The organism is Streptomyces rimosus (assembly GCF_008704655.1).
Lineage (GTDB): Bacteria > Actinomycetota > Actinomycetes > Streptomycetales > Streptomycetaceae > Streptomyces > Streptomyces rimosus.
In genome coordinates this window covers 3308881-3325525 of the sequence record NZ_CP023688.1, presented here as the reverse complement: position 1 = coordinate 3325525, position 16645 = coordinate 3308881, and the positions used below count along the sequence as shown (strand labels likewise).

Here is a 16645-nt window from a genome sequence, read left to right as displayed (position 1 = left end):
GTGTTCCCCGGGTCCGTACCACCGCGGCGACGTGTGACCCCGGGCCGGGGCGTCCCCCGCGCATCCACGTATCCCACCCGAACGTGTCCGCAGGGGCGGTCCCGCGCCTCGCCGCGCTTCTGCTGCCGCCTTCCTCGGGTACGTCCAGCCGCGAAAGGCGCCCATCGTCATGTCCCAGACGTTCCGTTTTCTCCATTTTCCTCCCGCCAGACGGGTGGTCGCCGTCGCGGTGGGCGTCGTGCTCGCCGCCACCGCCACCGCCTGCGGCCCCAAGGACGCCGCCGCGGGTGACGGCACGAGCGCCGCGCCGGCCAAGGGCGGCACGCTCACCGTCCTGAACTCCCAGCCGCAGACCAACTTCGACCCGGCGCGCCTCTACACCTCCGGCGGCGGCAACGTACCGACGCTGGTCTTCCGTACGCTGACCACCCGCAACCGGGAGAACGGCGCGGCCGGCGCCAAGGCCGTACCGGACCTCGCCACCGACACCGGCCGTCCCAGCGAGAACGCCACCGTGTGGACGTACACGCTCAAGGACGGCCTCAAGTTCGAGGACGGGTCGCCGATCACCAGCGCCGACATCAAATACGGCATCGAGCGCTCCTTCGCCGCCGAACTCTCCGGCGGGGCGCCCTTTTTGCGTGACTGGCTGGTGGGCGGGGAAAGCTACCAGGGCCCGTACAAGGACAAGGACGGGCTCAAGTCCATCGAGACGCCGGACGCGAAGACCATCGTCTTCCACCTGAAGAAGCCCGAAGGTGAATTCCCGCTGCTCGCCACGCAGACGCAGTTCGCGCCGGTGCCGAAGGCGAAGGACACGGGCACGAAATACGAGGAACACCCGGTCTCCTCGGGCCCGTACAAGGTCGCGAAGAACACCGGCGACGGTGAGCACCTTGTCCTGGAACGCAATCCGCACTGGTCCGAGAAGACCGACTCCGAGCGGCATGCCTACCCCGATACCATCGACGTGAAATCGGGTCTGGATTCCGCGGTCGTCAACCAGCGGCTGGCCACCGGCGCCGGTCCGGACGCCGCCGCGGTGACCACCGACACCGATCTCGGCCCGGCCGAACTCGCGCGGATCGGCGGCGACAAGGAACTCGGCAAGCGGGTCGGCACCGGCCACTTCGGCTACACCAATTACCTCGCGTTCAATCCGAAGGTGAAGCCCTTCGACAACCCCAAGGTGCGCCAGGCCATTGCCTACGCCGTCAACCGGCAGAGCGTGGTGAACGCCGCGGGCGGCTCCGCGCTGGCCGAGCCGGCCACCACCTTCCTGCCGAACAGCAAACCCTTCGGATACACCCCGTACGACCCGTTCCCGGCCGGGCGCACCGGAAATCCGGCGAAGGCCAGAGAACTGCTCAAGGAGGCCGGTTACGAGAACGGGCTGAACATCACCCTCGCCCATTCCACCGCCAAGAACTTCTCGACCAGCCCGGAAATCGCCACCGCCGTCCAGGAAGCCCTGAAGAAGGCCGGGATCACCGTCAGGCTCCAGGGGCTGGAGAACAACGACTACCAGGAGAAGGTGCACAGCGTCGACGACGAACCCGGCCTGTTCTTCGGCAGCTGGGGAGCGGACTGGCCGTCCGGCGGCGCATTCCTGGCGCCGATCTTCGACGGCCGGCAGATCGTCCGGGACGCCGCGAACTTCAACCACGCGCAGCTCGACGACCCGGCGGTCAACCACGAGATCGACGAGATCAACAAGCTGACCGACCTGACGGCGGCGGCCCCCCGGTGGGGCGCGCTGGACAAGAAGATCGGCGAGCAGGCCCTGTCCGTACCGCTGTTCCACCCGGTCTACAAGCGCTTGTACGGCAAGGACATCAAGAACGTCGTCATCAGCGACTGGACCGGCGTGCTGGACATCTCGCAGGTCGCGGTCAAGTGATGTCGGCACCTGAAGAAACCCCGGCAGCGCACGTGCCGCCGGTACCCGAAGTGACACCCCATCAGCGCGACGCGGTGTGGCGGCGGCTGCGGCAGCGGCCCGCCGCCGTCGCCTCCGCCGCCGTGCTCCTCGCGCTCGTCCTGCTCGCCCTCGCCGCCCCGCTGCTCGCGGCGCTGGAGGGCCAGGACCCGACCACGTACCACGACGGTCTGATCGACTCCGCGCGCGGCGGCGTGCCGCTCGGCCCGTACGGCGGGATCAGCGGCGACCACTGGCTGGGCGTCGAACCCGGCACCGGCCGTGACCTGTTCGCGCGGCTGCTGTACGGGGCCCGGGTCTCGCTGCTCATCGCGCTCGGCGCCACGGCCGTACAGGTCCTGGTCGGCCTGGTGGTCGGCCTCGCCGCGGGCCTCGGCCACCGGCTCGCCGACCAGGTGCTCTCCCGGTTCACCGAGGTGCTGACCGCGCTGCCGACGCTCGTCATCGCGATCTCGCTGACCGCGATCGTGCCCGCCGACTTCCCCCGCCCGCTGCTGCTGGTGCTGGTCATCGGGCTGCTCGGCTGGGTCGGCACCTCCCGTATCGTGCGGGCCCGCACTCTCGCCCTGAAGAAGCTGGACCATGTGGCGGCGGCCCGGCTGGGCGGCTCGGGACCGCTGCGGGTGGCGCGCCGCGAACTGCTGCCCGCGCTCGCCGCGCCCGTGATCACCTACGCGGCGGTCCTGGTGCCCGGCAACATCGTCGCGGAGGCGTCGCTGTCCTTCCTCGGCATCGGCGTCACACCGCCCACCGCGTCCTGGGGCCAGATGCTGTCCACCGCGACGACCTGGTTCCGGGCCGACCCCATGTACGTCCTGCTTCCGGCGGGCTGCCTGCTGGTGACCGTCCTGGCGTTCACCGTGCTCGGCGACGTGGTCCGTACGGCGCTCGATCCGCGCGAGCGGTCCCGGCTGCGGGTCGGCAGCCGCGCGGCCCGTACGAAGCGGATCGCGGCCGCCACCGTGACCGCGGACGCCACCCGTGAGAAGGAGGCCGCAGTATGACCGGCTACGCCCTGCGCCGGCTGGGCGGCGCGCTCGTCGTCCTCCTCCTGCTGACGGTCGCCGTCTACGCGCTCTTCTACGTGGCGCCCGGCGACCCCGCCAAACTGGCCTGCGGCCCGCGCTGCAACCCCGGGCAGATCCAGCAGGTGCGCGAACGCCTGGAGCTGGACGCGCCGCTCCTGACGCAGTACCTGCACTTCCTCCAGGGGCTGGTGGCCGGCCGCGACTTCTCGTCCGGCACCACCGTGCTCCACTGCGACGCGCCCTGCCTCGGCCTCTCCTATCAGAACAGCACCCCGGTCACCGAACTGCTGGGCGACCGGCTGCCGGTCACCGCGTCCCTCGCGCTCGGCGCGATGGTGCTCTGGCTGCTGCTCGGCGTCGGCACCGGGCTGCTGTCCGCGCTGCGCCGCGGCGGCACGACGGAGCGCGTCCTGACCGGCCTGACCCTCGTCGGCACCGCCACTCCGGTCTTCATCACCGGGCTCCTGCTGCTGATGGTCTTCTGCGCGTACCTGCAATGGCTGCCGTTTCCCACCTACGTCCCGCTGTCCGAGGACCCCGAGCAGTGGGCCTGGAACCTGCTGCTGCCCTGGACGGCGCTGGCGCTGCTGGAATCCGCCAAGTACGCCCGGCTGACCCGCGCCTCGACGCTGGAGACGCTGGCCGAGGACCATATCCGCACCTTCCGCGCGTACGGCGTGCGGGAACGTTCCGTCGTCACCCGGCACGCGCTGCGCGGCGCGCTGCCGCCCGTCATCGCGCTCACCGCGCTCGACCTCGGCACGATGTTCGGCGGCGCGATGCTCACCGAGACCCTCTTCGGGCTGCCGGGCATCGGGCAGCTCCTGGTGCACTCGGTGCGGGTCGTCGATCTGCCCGTCGTCGTCGGGGTGACGCTGGGCACCGGCGCGGCCGTCGTCGTCGCCAACCTGGTGGCGGACATCCTCTACACACTCGCCGACCGAAGGGTGGCCCTGACATGACCTCACCCGGCGTGACCTCCCCGGACACGCGTCCCGCTGACGTTTCCGGAGCGGCGGAGGACCTTCTGGTGGAGGTCCGGGACCTGTCGGTCGCCTTCCCCGCCGACGGCGACGGCGATTCCGCCGTACGGGCTGTGGACGGCCTCTCCTTCACGCTCGCCCCGGGCCGCGCCCTGGGCATCGTCGGCGAGTCCGGCTCCGGCAAGTCCACCGTCGCGGCCGCCCTGCTCGACCTGCACCGGGGGACCGGGGCGTGGGTCGGCGGTACGGTACGGGTCGCCGGTACGGACGTACGGGCCGCTGACGAGCGCGCGCTGCGGCGACTGCGCGGCGGCCGGGCCGCGATGGTCTTCCAGGACCCGCTGTCCTCGCTCGACCCGTACTACGCGATCGGCGACCAGATAGCCGAGGTCTACCGGGTGCACCGGCCGGACGTCTCCCGGCGCGCGGCCCGTGCCCGCGCCGTCGAGGTGCTGGAGCGCGTCGGCATCGCGGACGCCCCCCGGCGCGCCCGCTCGCGGCCGCACGAATTCAGCGGGGGCATGCGCCAGCGCGCGTTGCTCGCCATGGCGCTCGCCTGCGAACCGCGCCTGCTGATCGCCGATGAGCCGACCACCGCGCTGGACGTCACCGTGCAGGCGCAGATCCTCGACCTGCTGCACGACCTCCGGGCCGAGACCGGCATGGGACTGCTCCTGGTCACCCACGACCTGGGAGTGGTCGCGGGCAGCGTGGACGAGGTGCTGGTGATGCGCGGCGGCCGGGCGGTCGAGCACGGCACCGTCGGGGAGGTGCTGCGCACGCCGCGCGAGCCGTACACGAAGGAACTGCTGGCGGCGGTGCCCCGCGTGGACGCCGAACCGGCCGTACGCCGCGCACGGGCCTCCGGCGGCGAGGACGGCGTCCTGCTCGAAGCCGCCGGGCTGCGGCGCGAGTTCGGCGGCCGCCGGAATCGTACGACCGCGGTCGACGAGGTCTCGCTGACCGTACGGGAAGGGGAGGTCCTCGGCCTCGTCGGTGAGTCGGGCAGCGGCAAGACGACGCTCGGACGGATGCTCGTACGGCTGCTGGACCCGACCGCCGGGACCCTGCGCTACCGCGGCCACGACATCGGGGCGCTCACCGACCGCAAGCTGCGGCCGCTGCGCAGCGAGTTGCAGATGGTCTTCCAGGACCCGGTGTCCTCGCTCAACCCGCGGCGCAGCATCGGCGAGTCGGTCGCCGACCCGCTGCGCGCGGCCGGTGACCGGGACGACGCGCGCGTGGTGCGCCGGGCGTGCGAGCTGCTGGAGCGGGTCGGCCTGGACCCGGCCTGGTACCACCGCTACCCGCACGAGTTCAGCGGCGGCCAGCGGCAGCGCGTCGGCATCGCGCGGGCGCTCGCCCCCGGCCCCCGGCTGCTGGTCTGCGACGAGCCGGTCTCGGCGCTCGACGTCACCACCCAGGCGCAGATCATGGAACTCCTCGGCGAACTGCGGCGGGAACTGGGCCTGGCGCTGGTCTTCATCGCGCACGACCTGGCGGTGGTGCGGGCGGTCAGCGACCGGGTCGCGGTGATGCGCGGCGGCCGGATCGTGGAGGAGGGCCCCACCGGCGAGGTGTACGGGCGTCCCGCGCACCCGTACACGAAGGGCCTGCTGGCGGCGGTGCCCGTGCTCGACCCGGACGTGTCTGCCGGCCGCCGGGCCCTGCGGGCCGCGGCGTGACGGGCACATAGCGCGCCAGAACGCCCACCGGGGTGGAAAGTTACGTCTCTTCACCCCTTCCGGTGGCGCGACGGACAACCGTCCGTCGTGTCACCGGGATCTCTGCGTAGCTTCTTCCTGCAGGTAGCGGCGGGCCTCCCAGGGGCGGCCGCCGTCGTCCGACGCCTATCAGGGAGAACGGGGGTGCACTCGTGCGCATTGCTCTGCTCACCGAGAGTGGTGCCCTGGACGCGTCCGGTGAGACGCGTCCGTGGTGCGACCGGCTCGTGCGCGGGCTCACCGGCCACGAGTTCGAGATCTACACCCTCGCCCGCGGCCCCGAGGGCGCCCCGTACCGCGGCCGGACGGTGCGGACCGCACCGCTGTACGGGGAACTCCCCGCCCCGCTGATGTGGCGGCCGGAAAGGCGGCGCGCACGGGCGCGCGGGCGGCTTGCGCGCCGGCGGTTCGCCGCGTGCTTCGCCGACTTGGTGGCGGGGTTCGTCACCGTACGGGCTCCCGGAGCACGGGCCGCCGAGGAGGCGGGCGGGGGCGCCTTCCCCGGCGCTTCGGCAGGGGCCGGTGAGGAGCGTCGCGAGGATCAGGCGGACCGTTTCGCCGCCGGGCTCCACGGGCTGGCCGAGCTGGCCCGCGCGCAGGGCCGCCTGCCCGGTCTCCTCCGCTCCGAACAGGCCGTACGCCTCCTGGAAGCCGCCTGCCGCGCCCCCGGCGCACCGCGCGCCGCGCACGGCGCGCGCGTGGCCGACCTGCTGGCCGTGACCGAGGAGCTGGAGCGCGCCCTGCGCCCCCTCTCCCTCGACTGGTACGGCGATGCGCCGGGCAGCGCGTACGCCTTCGGGGCCGGTGACGTACCCGCAGGCGGCGGACTCGCCGCGGTCGATCTCTGCCACGCCGCCACCGGCGGCCCGGCCGCCCTCCCCGGGCTGCTGGCCAAACGCTTCTTCGGCACGCCTCTCCTGCTCACCGAATACGGCGTGCGGCTGCGCGAGCACTACCTCGCGCGCGCCGGAGCACGGCTCAGCGCCCCCGTACGGTCCCTGCTGGGCGCCTTCGAAACCGCGCTGGCCGCCGAGACGTACGCCCAGGCCGCGCTCGTCGTCCCGGGCACTGCCCACACCCGGCGCTGGCAGGAGCGCTGCGGCGCCGACCGGGAGCGCCTGCGCACCATCCACCCGGGCATGGACGCCGGCGGCTTCACCGCCGTCCCGGACGCCGTGGCCGACCACTCCACGACCCTGGTGTGGACCGGCACCGTCGAGCCCGCCAAGGACCTCGTCTGCCTGCTGCACGCCTTCGCGCGCGTCCACCGGGCCGAACCCGCCGCCACCCTGCGCATCGTCGGGGCGCCGGGCACCGGACCGGAGGACGCCGCCTACCTGGCGCACTGCCGGGCGCTGGCCGCCCAGCTTTTCCCCGACGAGGCCGCCGACGCGTGCAGCGCGGGCGACAATCCGGTCTCCTTCGAGGAGATCGGCGGCCCGGAGGCGCCCCGCCCGCAGGACGCCTACGCGGCCGGTGCGGTGCTGGTCCTCTCCAGTGTGGCGGAGGGTTTCCCGCGCTCCTTGGTGGAGGCGATGCTCAGCGGCCGGGCCACGGTCTCCACCGACGTCGGCGCGGTGTGCGAGGTCATCGGCGGTACGGGCCTGGTCGTACCGCCCCGCAACCCGCGCGCGCTCGCCGACGCGTGCCTGGCGCTGCTCCGCGACCCCGGCAGGCGCGCCCGGCTGGGCGCCGCCGCGCGCGCCCGCGCACTCGAACTGTTCACGGTGGAGCAGAACGTCGCGGCATTTCGTGGCATCTATCTGGAGCTGATGTCCCGTACGCCGTGCCGTCCGGCTGTTGGCGCCCCGCTCGGCCAGGGCGGCGCGCCCCGCCTGTTCGCCCGGCCTGCCGAAGCCCATGTGCCGGGCCGCTGGGCCGCGGTGCGCGGCACCGGACAGCCCGCACCGCCGACCGGCCGCACCCCGAGCTGGGCAGACCCGGGCCCGGACCCGGACGGGGACGGCGCGCGGCGCGTGGACCCCCCGCCCGCCGAAAGCGAGCGCCTGCCCACCACCTCCCCCGCCCGCCCGCAGCCTGCCGAAGCGGCTACCGCCCGCCCGCAGCCCGCCCAGCCTGCCGCCGCCGGAACGGCCGCCGGTGCCGACCGCCAGAGAGGAGCGCGGCCGTGACCACAGCCGAAACCGGCACCGGACCCGACGGGCCGCCTTCGGAGCCCGGGACCCGTCCGGGCCCCCGCCCACCCGACGCCCCCACCCGCCGCGGCCCCGCCGACCCCGTGAAGACGCTGATGCACCGGCACCGGACGCTGTGCGAGCACGCCGTCGACCCGATGGAGATCGCCGCCGGTCTGGAGGCCCACGGCGTCACCGACCGCACGGCGGCCCGCTTCCGCCACCGCGACGTCTTCTCGCTGGCCGAGGAGCTGTACGCCCGGGTCCCGCGCGCCGAGACACCGCCGCCCGACGCGCCCGGGACCGAGTCCGTACGGCGCGGGCGGGGCGTCCGCGCGGTGCTGCACCTGCTGCCCGGCGCCCTGTGCGCGGCGACCGTGGCCGCCGTCGCCGCGGCCGCCCACGCGTCCACTCCCGTACCCACGGCATGGATTGATGCCCCGTCAACCCAACTTGCCCAGGCGGTCGTCGGCGCGGCCGGAGCCTGCCTGGTCCTCCTGGCCCTGCGCCTGTGCGTCCGCCACGGCCCGCTGCGCGCCCGGCGTCCGTCCGCGCGCGCCGCCGGGCTGTGGACCTGCTGGCTGGCCGCGTACGCGCTGTGCGGCGACTGGCTGCTGCGGCTGCTGCTGGCCGGTGGTCCCGAGCTCCCTTATGTAAGGCCGCAGTTCGACACCGGCACCGCCCTGGCCCTGACGTGTGCCGTCGTGCCCGCCGCCTGGTGCGCGCACTGGTTCGCGGCCCGCGCGCGGCGCGGACTGGCGGACAGCCGGTGCCTGACCGCCTTCGGCTCACGCGTACGGCCGCTGCTGCTGGTCGCCGTGACCATGCAACTCGCCGCGCTGCTCGCCCTGTCGGCCGCCCTGGGTGCCGCCGTCGGCGACGGGGGAGCGGGACCGGTGGTCGCCGCCACGGCCCTCGGCCTCCTGCTCTTCCTGGCGCGGCTGCTCGCCCGGCACGGCTTCCCCGCCGCGGCCGCCGCGGGACCGGCCGCCGCCGTCGCGCTGGAGGCCGCCGCCCTGGCCTCCGTACCGGCCGCCCGGCTGCCGGGCCTGGCGCCGCTCGGCAAGCCGGTCGAGACCGCCGTCACCCTCCTCGGCCCGTCCGCCGTACCGGCCGTGGCCTGCGCGCTGCCCGCCGCCGGCCTGCTGCTGTACGCGCTGCGCGCCCTGACCGGCGCCTCGGCGCACGCCCCTGACCCCGTCGCGGCCTCCGCCGCCCCACCGGCGGAGGCGGACCGGCCATGACCCCACGCACCTCGCCACCCGCGATACGCACGCCACTTCCACCGGCGCGCACGCCACCACCCCCGGCGCGCGTGCCATCACCGTCTGCGCGCACGCCGGTACCCCTGGCGGGCGCGCGGGCACCGGCAGGACGCCTGCCGCGCTCCCGTGGCGCCGGTCGTCCCCGTACGTACGTCCGCCGCCGTCCACGCGGCGCTCACCGCCACTTCCCGGCCCCCGATGTGGTGGTGGCCGCCCCTGCCGTACCACGTCCCCCAACTCCCTGCACGAGGAGAAAAAGACCATGAACGTCCAGCCCACCGAAGCACACCGGGACCGGGGGGTCGCGCGATGAGGGTGCTGCTCATCGGTGCCAACGGGTACCTCGGGCGCTATGTCGCCGACCGGCTGCTCGCCGACCCCGCCGTCCAGCTGACCGCCCTCGGGCGCGGCGACGACGCGGACGTCCGCTTCGACCTGGCCTCCGGCAGCCCGGGAGCGCTCACCCGCTTCCTGGACGCCGTCCACCCCGGCGTAGTGATCAACTGCGCGGGCACCACCCGGGGCGGCGCCCGCGACCTGACCCGGCACAACACCGTCGCGGTCGCCACCGTCTGCGAGTCGCTGCGGCGCAGCAGCTGCGGCGCCCGGCTCGTGCACCTGGGCTGCGCCTCCGAGTACGGCCCCTCGCAGCCCGGTTCCTCGACCGCCGAGGACGCCGTCCCGCGCCCCGGCGGCCCGTACGGCGTCAGCAAGCTCGCCGCCACCGAACTGGTCCTCGGCTCCGGCCTGGACGCCGTCGTGCTGCGGGTCTTCTCGCCCGTCGGCCCCGGGACCCCGGCGGGCTCGCCGCTGGGCCGCCTCGCGGAGGCGATGCGGCGCGCGATGCAGTCCGGCGACACCGAACTGAAGCTGGGCGGCCTGGGCGTACAGCGCGACTTCGTGGACGTACGGGACGTGGCGCGGGCCGTGCACGCCGCCTCCCTCTCCGCCGCGCAGGGCGTGGTCAACATCGGTACGGGGCACGCCGTACGGCTGCGCGAGGCCGCCGCGCTGCTCGCCCGCGTCGCCGGGTTCGGCGGCTCACTCCACGAACTGGACACCCCGCCCGGCTACCCGGGCGGCGGCCCCGCCGCGGCCCGCCTCGCGATTCCGGGGCCGACATCTGAACACGGCACCATCCCCCCTGCGTACCCCTATCCGGACGGGTGCGGGAGCTGGCAGCAGGCGGACGTGCGCACCGCTCGCGACCGCCTGGGGTGGCGGCCCCGGATCGGGCTGGAGGAGTCCCTCGCCGACATCTGGATGGAGGCCGCATGCCGTATCTGACGACTCCGGTGGACGGCGGGCGCGCAGCGACCGGTGCCGCGCCGCTGGGCGTCGGCGTCCCCGGGTTCGCCCATCCGCTGATGGCACCCACGGAGTGGGCCGAACTGCTGCGGCTCTCCCGAGGCCTGGCCTGCACCGGGGGAGCAGGCCGGGCGCCGGGTCCGCAGGGCACCGCGGCGGCGTTGCACTGGGTGGTGCTCAACGTCGCGCGGGGCCCTGGGGCCCGGCCCGACCCGTACTGCCTGCCCGCCACCGCCCAGTTGCGGGACGCGGGCGCCCGGCTGCTGGGCCACCTCGACCTGGAGCACGGGGCCCGGCCCTTCGGTGAGCTGGTCTCCGACGCGCACCGCTTCCTGGACTGGTACAAGGTCGACGGCTTCTATCTGGACAGCTGTCCCACAGAGCGGACACAGCTGTCCGAGACCCGGCGCCTGACCACCACGCTGCGCGCCCTGAGGGACGGCGCGCACCTGGTCACCGGGCACGGCCGCCACCCGCACCCCGGTTACGCGGACGCCGCCGACCAGCTCGTCACCTTCGCCGGGCGCTGGTCCGACTACCGCTGGTCGCAAGTGGCCGAGTGGACCGCCGAGTACCCGGCCGGGCGCTTCTGCCACCTGGTGCACGGCGTTCCCCGTACGCACCTGGAAGAAGCCCTGCGCATCGCCCGCTGGCAGGGCGCCGGAACGGTCTATTTCACCGACCGGCTCGACCACGGCGGCGGCGCCTGGGAGTCGCTGCCCGGCTACTGGGACGAATTCGTCTCGCGTATCGGACCTGGTGTCTCGGAATGAAGAAGGGCGTGGCAGTGTTACGGGAAGACCACCGTCCCCCGCCCCGGGTCCGCCCGGAGCGGGGGGTCGCCCATCGAGAACCGACCAACGGAGTCCCCGTGTCGCTGCCACCCCTGGTCGAGCCCGCCGAGGAGCTCACCGTCGACGAGGTCCGCAGGTACTCCCGCCACCTGATCATCCCGGATGTCGGGATGGACGGGCAGAAGCGGCTGAAGAACGCCAAGGTGCTGTGTGTCGGCGCCGGCGGCCTGGGCTCGCCCGCGCTGATGTACCTGGCCGCGGCGGGCGTCGGGACCCTCGGCATCGTGGAGTTCGACGAGGTCGACGAGTCCAACCTCCAGCGCCAGATCATCCACAGCCAGGCGGACATCGGCCGCTCCAAGGCCGCCTCCGCCAAGGACACGGTGCTGGGCATCAACCCGTACGTCACGGTCAACCTCCACGAAGAGCGCCTCGACTCCACCAACGTCATGGAGCTGTTCGCCCAGTACGACCTGATCGTCGACGGCACGGACAACTTCGCCACCCGCTACCTGGTCAACGACGCCTGCGTGCTGCTGAACAAGCCGTACGTCTGGGGCTCGATCTACCGGTTCGACGGCCAGGCGTCGGTGTTCTGGAGCGAGCACGGCCCCTGCTACCGCTGCCTGTACCCGGAGCCCCCGCCGCCCGGCATGGTCCCCTCCTGCGCCGAGGGCGGCGTCCTGGGCGTGCTGTGCGCGTCCATCGGCTCCATCCAGGTCAACGAGGCGATCAAGCTGCTGGCCGGCATCGGTGAGCCGCTGGTCGGCCGCCTGATGATCTACGACGCGCTGGAGATGACGTACCGCCAGGTCAAGGTACGCAAGGACCCCGAGTGCGCGGTCTGCGGCGAGAACCCGACCGTCACCGAACTCATCGACTACGAGGCCTTCTGCGGCGTCGTGTCCGAGGAGGCCCAGGAGGCGGCGGCCGGTTCCACGATCACTCCGCAGCAGCTCAAGGAGTGGATCGACACGGACGAGAAGATCGAGATCATCGACGTCCGGGAGCCGAACGAGTACGAGATCGTCTCGATCCCCGGCGCCAAGCTGATCCCGAAGAACGAGTTCCTGATGGGCACCGCCCTCCAGGACCTCCCGCAGGACAAGAAGATCGTCCTGCACTGCAAGACCGGCGTCCGCTCCGCCGAGGTCCTCGCCGTCCTGAAGTCCGCCGGCTTCGCGGACGCGGTCCACGTGGGCGGCGGCGTGATCGGCTGGGTGAACACGGTTGAGCCGGAGAAGCCGGTGTACTGACCGGTGCTCCGCACGGCGTACGAAAGGGCCCGCACACCGGCTGGTGTGCGGGCCCTCGTCGTATGCGCCCGGCGTGCGTGCCCGTGCCGTACGCCGTCAGATCTGCCCCTTACGCGTCAGCTGTGTGAACGAGATCCAGCCCGGCAGCACCGGCAGCCAGAAGGTCATCAGCCGGAACAGCAGAACCGCGGGGAACGCGATGTCCGTGGTGAGCCCGGCCAGCGTCAGCGTGGTGGTCAGCGCGGTCTCGATGGCCGCCACACCGCCGGGGGTGGGCGCCGCGGAGCCCACCGCGTTGCCCGCGAGGAACACCACCGCGATGGCCGCGTAGCTGAGCTGTCCGCCCCCGCCGAACGCGCGGATCGACGCGTCCAGGCACAGCACGTTCGCCGCCGTGAGCAGCAGCGTGCCGCTGATGCCGACCACCAGCTTCTTCGGGCGCTGGAGCACGTCCAGGATGCGCGGCACCACGCCCGCGAACAGGGACCGTACGCGGGTGCCGATGAACTTGCGCAGCCCCGGGACCGCGGTCACCACGAGCACCAGCACGGCCGCCGTCAGCAGGCCCGCGATCACCGCGCGGGACGGGGAGAGCGACGGCGTGCGCTCGGTGCCGGTCAGGTAGCCGAAGGTCAGCAGCAGCAGGATGTGGCAGCCCAGGCCGAACAGCTGGGACGCGCCCACGCTCGCCACCGCGAGACCGGGCCGGATGCCCGAGCGCTGGAGGAAGCGGGTGTTCAGCGCCACACCGCCCACCGCGGCGGGCGCGACCAGCTTGACGAAGTTGCCCGCCACCTGCGCGATCACCGTCCGCAGGAAGGACACCTTCTCGGGTACGAAGCCGAGCAGGCTCATCGCCGCCGCCGGGTAGGTCAGCGTCGAGAAGACCAGCGCCGCCACCACCCACACCCACTGGGCCTCGCCGACCACCTCGCCGAACTTGGCGTGGGTGATCTGTGAGGCCAGGAAGTACGCGGCGAACACGCCGGCGATCCAGGTGACGAGGGTGCGTGGCCGGATGCGTTCCAGACGGGCCGGTTCCACCGGCGCGGCCGGGCGGATCAGCAGCACCTGCTGGCGGATCTGCGAGAGCAGGTCCTCCTCGCGGGCCTCCTCCAGCGCCTCGTCGACCGCCCGCTTCTCGGCGCTCTTCTCGGCGCGCGCCACCTTGCGGTTGGCCGGCTGCTCCTGTGTGTGTGCGCCGCCCCGCCGGGCCGCCTCGGCGGCCTTGCGTTCCTTGGTGGCGCGCGACGCCTCCAGGACCGCCTCGCGCTCCCGCGCGGAGCGCTCGCGGGCCAGCTGCCGCAGCGTGGACCGGGTGGTGCGGCTGAGGGCGATCGGCTGGAGCAGCGGCAGGCTGTCGGCCACCGCGTCCGGGTCGAGTACGTCGACGGCGGCGGCCACCGCCCGCTCGGCGCCGGTCCGCAGCGCGAACGTGGTCAGCAGCTGCGCGATGTCCATCCGCAGGACCAGGTCGCCCGCCGCGATCTCGCCGCCGCGCAGATCGGTCAGGATGATGCTGCCGGAACGATCCACCAGGAGGGCGTCACCCACCAGGCGGCGGTGCGCGATGCGCCGCGACTGGAGCGCCGCCACCTGTCGCCAGGCGTTGCGCATCAGCTCGTCGGTGATCTCCTCGTCCGGCAGTGCGTCCAGCGGCCGGCCGTCGATGTGCTCGTACACGAGCATCACGGCGTCCGGGCCCAGCTCGGAGGTGGCGATCAGCTTGGGGGCGCTGGCGCCGGCCGCGATCGCCGCGTATGCCAGCAGCGCCTCCTGCTCCAGCGCCTGGCGCAGTGACTGGAGGCTGCGGCGCTGGTTGATGCCCCGCAGCGACAGCCGGCGCCACACCCGGTAGAAGAATCCCTGGGCCTGCCGCTCGCGGTCCACGACGGTCACGTCGATGGGCGGGCCGTCCTCCAGGGTGACGATGTAGCGGCGGCCGCGGTCGACGTGCTCCGGGTGCTCGGGGTTGCCGATGTCCTCCGCGCGTACCGCGCTGACCGGGTGGAAGCCGACCCGGCGCAGTCCGGCCAGGAGGTTCTGCCCGGTGGGGCGCACATTGGGGGAGCCGACCGCGTACAGCGTCCCGAAGGCCACCGTCCAGCCGATGAGGATGGTGGTGACGATGGCGAGCGGTGTCGTGTAGCGGCCGACGAGCACGGCGAAGGCGTCCAGCAGCAGGACGCACCACATCGCCACCCGCCAGCGGGGACGCCGCGACATACCCACTGCTGTCATGTACGCGATGACCGGCGCGAGATAGCTGTGCACCGGCGCGGTCAGTCCGCCGTTGGCCAGCGGCTGGGTCAGTGCGACCCGGATGGACTCCGGGGCCGCCTCGGCGACCCACAGATCGGTGGCCAGCGAGACGCCGTGCGCGAGGACCGCCGCCAGCACGCCGTCCGCGATCCGCAGCCCGTCGCGTTTGATCAGCCGTTCCACGGCGAAGGCCACCGGCACGATCAGCACGGCAACGCTCGACGCCAGCCCGGCGAAATTGATCAGCAGCCGCGGCGCCAGCCCGGCGCCCTCGCCGATGTCGCGCTGGAGACCTTGGGTCGTGCCGTGCGCGTAGTTGGCCAGCAGCAGCACCAGCGCGATGCCGACGATGCCCAGCAGCAGGCGCATCAGGTCGGAGGGCCGGTGCACCCGGGCGGGGAGCAGCGGCTCGTCACCGGAGACCTGGTCCACGTGGAACTCGCTGCCGACGCGGTCGGAGAGTGGGGCGGTGCGGTCCGCCTTCTCTGTTTTCTCCGACTTTGGCTTGTCGGGCACGGGCTTGTCCGTCTTCGGCCGGTCGGGTGCGGACTTCTTCCGGGTGGATGTGCCGGTCGCCCCCGATGGTGCGGGCGATCCGGCCCCCCCGGCCCCTCCGGCCGTGCATTCCTCTTCTGCCGCGCCCCCCGCTCCGCTGGAAGCGGTCGCCGTGTCGGCCCGGCGGGGCTGATCCGGCCCCTCCGGACTCGCGGACTCCTCGGCTCTTCCGGCCTTCTCGATCGTGCTCGCCTTTTCGGTCGCGGAAGCCTGTGACGGCTTCCCCCGTGATGTCCCGTCCCCCCGGGCGGGGGTGTCGGTGGACAGCGCCTCAGGGGTGCCGGCCTCCCGCGGAGGCACCGCACCCTGCTGTTCGGCCGTCTCTTCTTGATCTCGTATCACCAGTCACCGCCCGGAAGATGGTGGCATGGCCGCGGGGAGGCGGGGGGCATCAGGGTGCATTTCGAAGGGCCGGGAAACGGAACATACGCCGCCGCGCCCGCCCGCGCACGCCGTCGGTGGGCAACCGCGCAGGCCACGGGTGACTGTCGGTGGCGTGGTGCAGGATGGGCCGAATGAGTGGGAAAACGGGAGGGCCGCACGGGCCCGGCGGGCCCGGCGGACACGGCGGTGACGGGGTGGGCGAGGAGGGCGGCGGCCCACCGGACTCCGGCGGATCGCAGCTCCCCGTGTACGCGGAACGCGTACTCGCGGTCGCCGAGCTGATCCCGCCCGGCCGCGTGATGACGTACGGCGACATCGCCGAGTGGCTCGCGGGGGAGGACCCGCCCGAAGGGTGCCGTGAGGACGACCCGGGGTGGCGCGTGGGCGGGCCGCGCCAGGTGGGCCGGGTGATGGCCCTGTACGGAGGCGCCGTGCCGTGGTGGCGCGTCGTGCGCGCCGACGGCCGCCTGCTGCCCGGCGGCGAGCTGCGCGCGATGGCGCACTACCGAGAGGAGGGCACCCCGCTGCGGGAGGCCGGCCGGTCGGCCGAGGGCCACGTACCGCGCCTCGACCTGCGGCGGGCCCGCTGGGACGGCAGCGATCCGGTGCGAAGGGACTGAGGCGATGGGTGGCTGAGCCGGGGAGGACTTCCCAGCGGGTCCGGCCCGCAGCCTGCCCGCCGTGACGGCCGAGCGCGTACCGGCCGACCGGGTGACGGCCGAGCGCGTACCGGCCGACCGGGTGCCGGCCGAGCCTGTACCGGTCGCTCCGTAGGGCGCGGCGGTTCCGGTCCGCCCGTACGGCATGCCCGGCGCGCCCGGCCGCTGGAGCGTCCCCTTCCGGCCGGGCCCGTCCGGCACAGACCTCCGCGCTCGGTCCCCGGCCCCGGGTACCGTCGTGGGACGCGCTGCGGCTCGTGCGCCGTCTGGCGTAGCGTCGGGCACGGCCCGCACCACCGCCCCGCCGCCCGGCGACCGGCGCGGTGGCCGCACCGGCCCGCGCCGCACCGCGG

The 16645-nt window shown here is 73.7% G+C and carries 11 protein-coding genes; 10 read left to right on the top strand and 1 reads right to left on the bottom strand.

Features of this window, described 5'->3' with window-relative positions; genetic code table 11:
- Positions 1-169 precede the first annotated feature (169 nt).
- From CP984_RS13550 to moeZ, 9 genes are all read left to right on the top strand, one after another.
- Positions 170-1900: an ABC transporter substrate-binding protein gene (locus tag CP984_RS13550; RefSeq protein ID WP_043979229.1), complete on the top strand. Its 1731-nt coding sequence runs from the start codon at positions 170-172 to the stop codon at positions 1898-1900.
- Positions 1900-2943 carry an ABC transporter permease gene (locus tag CP984_RS13545; protein WP_030181923.1) on the top strand — a complete coding sequence of 348 codons (1044 nt, stop codon included), beginning with the start codon at positions 1900-1902 and terminating at the stop codon, positions 2941-2943. Before CP984_RS13550 ends, CP984_RS13545 begins: the two co-directional genes overlap by 1 nt.
- A complete protein-coding gene (locus tag CP984_RS13540; protein ID WP_003986544.1) occupies positions 2940-3929 on the top strand; it encodes an ABC transporter permease in 990 nt (329 codons plus the stop codon). Before CP984_RS13545 ends, CP984_RS13540 begins: the two co-directional genes overlap by 4 nt.
- Complete coding sequence (locus tag CP984_RS13535) at positions 3926-5635, top strand: dipeptide ABC transporter ATP-binding protein (protein WP_003986545.1); 1710 nt, start codon at positions 3926-3928, stop codon at positions 5633-5635. The genes CP984_RS13540 and CP984_RS13535 overlap by 4 nt, the downstream gene beginning before the upstream one ends.
- Positions 5636-5826: 191 nt before the next feature.
- The gene (locus CP984_RS13530; protein WP_063604386.1) at positions 5827-7806 is read left to right on the top strand and encodes a glycosyltransferase; all 1980 of its coding nucleotides are present in this window, start codon (positions 5827-5829) and stop codon (positions 7804-7806) included.
- On the top strand, positions 7803-9053 hold the full coding sequence (locus CP984_RS13525; protein ID WP_050498848.1) for a hypothetical protein: 1251 nt from the start codon (positions 7803-7805) through the stop codon (positions 9051-9053). Before CP984_RS13530 ends, CP984_RS13525 begins: the two co-directional genes overlap by 4 nt.
- Before the next feature lie 330 nt (positions 9054-9383).
- Positions 9384-10361, top strand: a complete 978-nt coding sequence (locus tag CP984_RS13520; RefSeq protein WP_003984446.1) for an NAD-dependent epimerase/dehydratase family protein — start codon at positions 9384-9386, stop codon at positions 10359-10361.
- Positions 10349-11155, top strand: coding sequence for a spherulation-specific family 4 protein (locus CP984_RS13515; protein WP_003984445.1), 807 nt, complete (start codon positions 10349-10351; stop codon positions 11153-11155). The genes CP984_RS13520 and CP984_RS13515 overlap by 13 nt, the downstream gene beginning before the upstream one ends.
- Positions 11156-11253: 98 nt before the next feature.
- The gene (gene moeZ / locus CP984_RS13510) at positions 11254-12432 is read left to right on the top strand and encodes an adenylyltransferase/sulfurtransferase MoeZ (RefSeq protein WP_003984444.1); all 1179 of its coding nucleotides are present in this window, start codon (positions 11254-11256) and stop codon (positions 12430-12432) included.
- Between the two features lie 96 nt (positions 12433-12528).
- Here moeZ and CP984_RS13505 read toward each other — a convergent pair whose 3' ends face one another.
- The gene (locus tag CP984_RS13505; protein ID WP_030184423.1) at positions 12529-15591 is read right to left on the bottom strand and encodes a lysylphosphatidylglycerol synthase transmembrane domain-containing protein; all 3063 of its coding nucleotides are present in this window, start codon (positions 15589-15591) and stop codon (positions 12529-12531) included.
- Positions 15592-15764: 173 nt separating this feature from the next.
- Here CP984_RS13505 and CP984_RS13500 point away from each other — a divergent pair, with 173 nt between their 5' ends.
- The gene (locus tag CP984_RS13500) at positions 15765-16253 is read left to right on the top strand and encodes an MGMT family protein (RefSeq protein WP_078587132.1); all 489 of its coding nucleotides are present in this window, start codon (positions 15765-15767) and stop codon (positions 16251-16253) included.
- Positions 16254-16645: the final 392 nt, after the last annotated feature.

Coding starts and splice junctions, on each gene's coding strand:
- CP984_RS13540 (WP_003986544.1), top strand. CDS start 2,940: ATGACCGGCTACGCCCTGCGCCGGCTGGGCGGCGCGCTCGTCGTCCTC.
- CP984_RS13550 (WP_043979229.1), top strand. CDS start 170: ATGTCCCAGACGTTCCGTTTTCTCCATTTTCCTCCCGCCAGACGGGTG.
- CP984_RS13515 (WP_003984445.1), top strand. CDS start 10,349: ATGCCGTATCTGACGACTCCGGTGGACGGCGGGCGCGCAGCGACCGGT.
- CP984_RS13545 (WP_030181923.1), top strand. CDS start 1,900: ATGTCGGCACCTGAAGAAACCCCGGCAGCGCACGTGCCGCCGGTACCC.
- CP984_RS13535 (WP_003986545.1), top strand. CDS start 3,926: ATGACCTCACCCGGCGTGACCTCCCCGGACACGCGTCCCGCTGACGTT.
- CP984_RS13500 (WP_078587132.1), top strand. CDS start 15,765: ATGAGTGGGAAAACGGGAGGGCCGCACGGGCCCGGCGGGCCCGGCGGA.
- CP984_RS13520 (WP_003984446.1), top strand. CDS start 9,384: ATGAGGGTGCTGCTCATCGGTGCCAACGGGTACCTCGGGCGCTATGTC.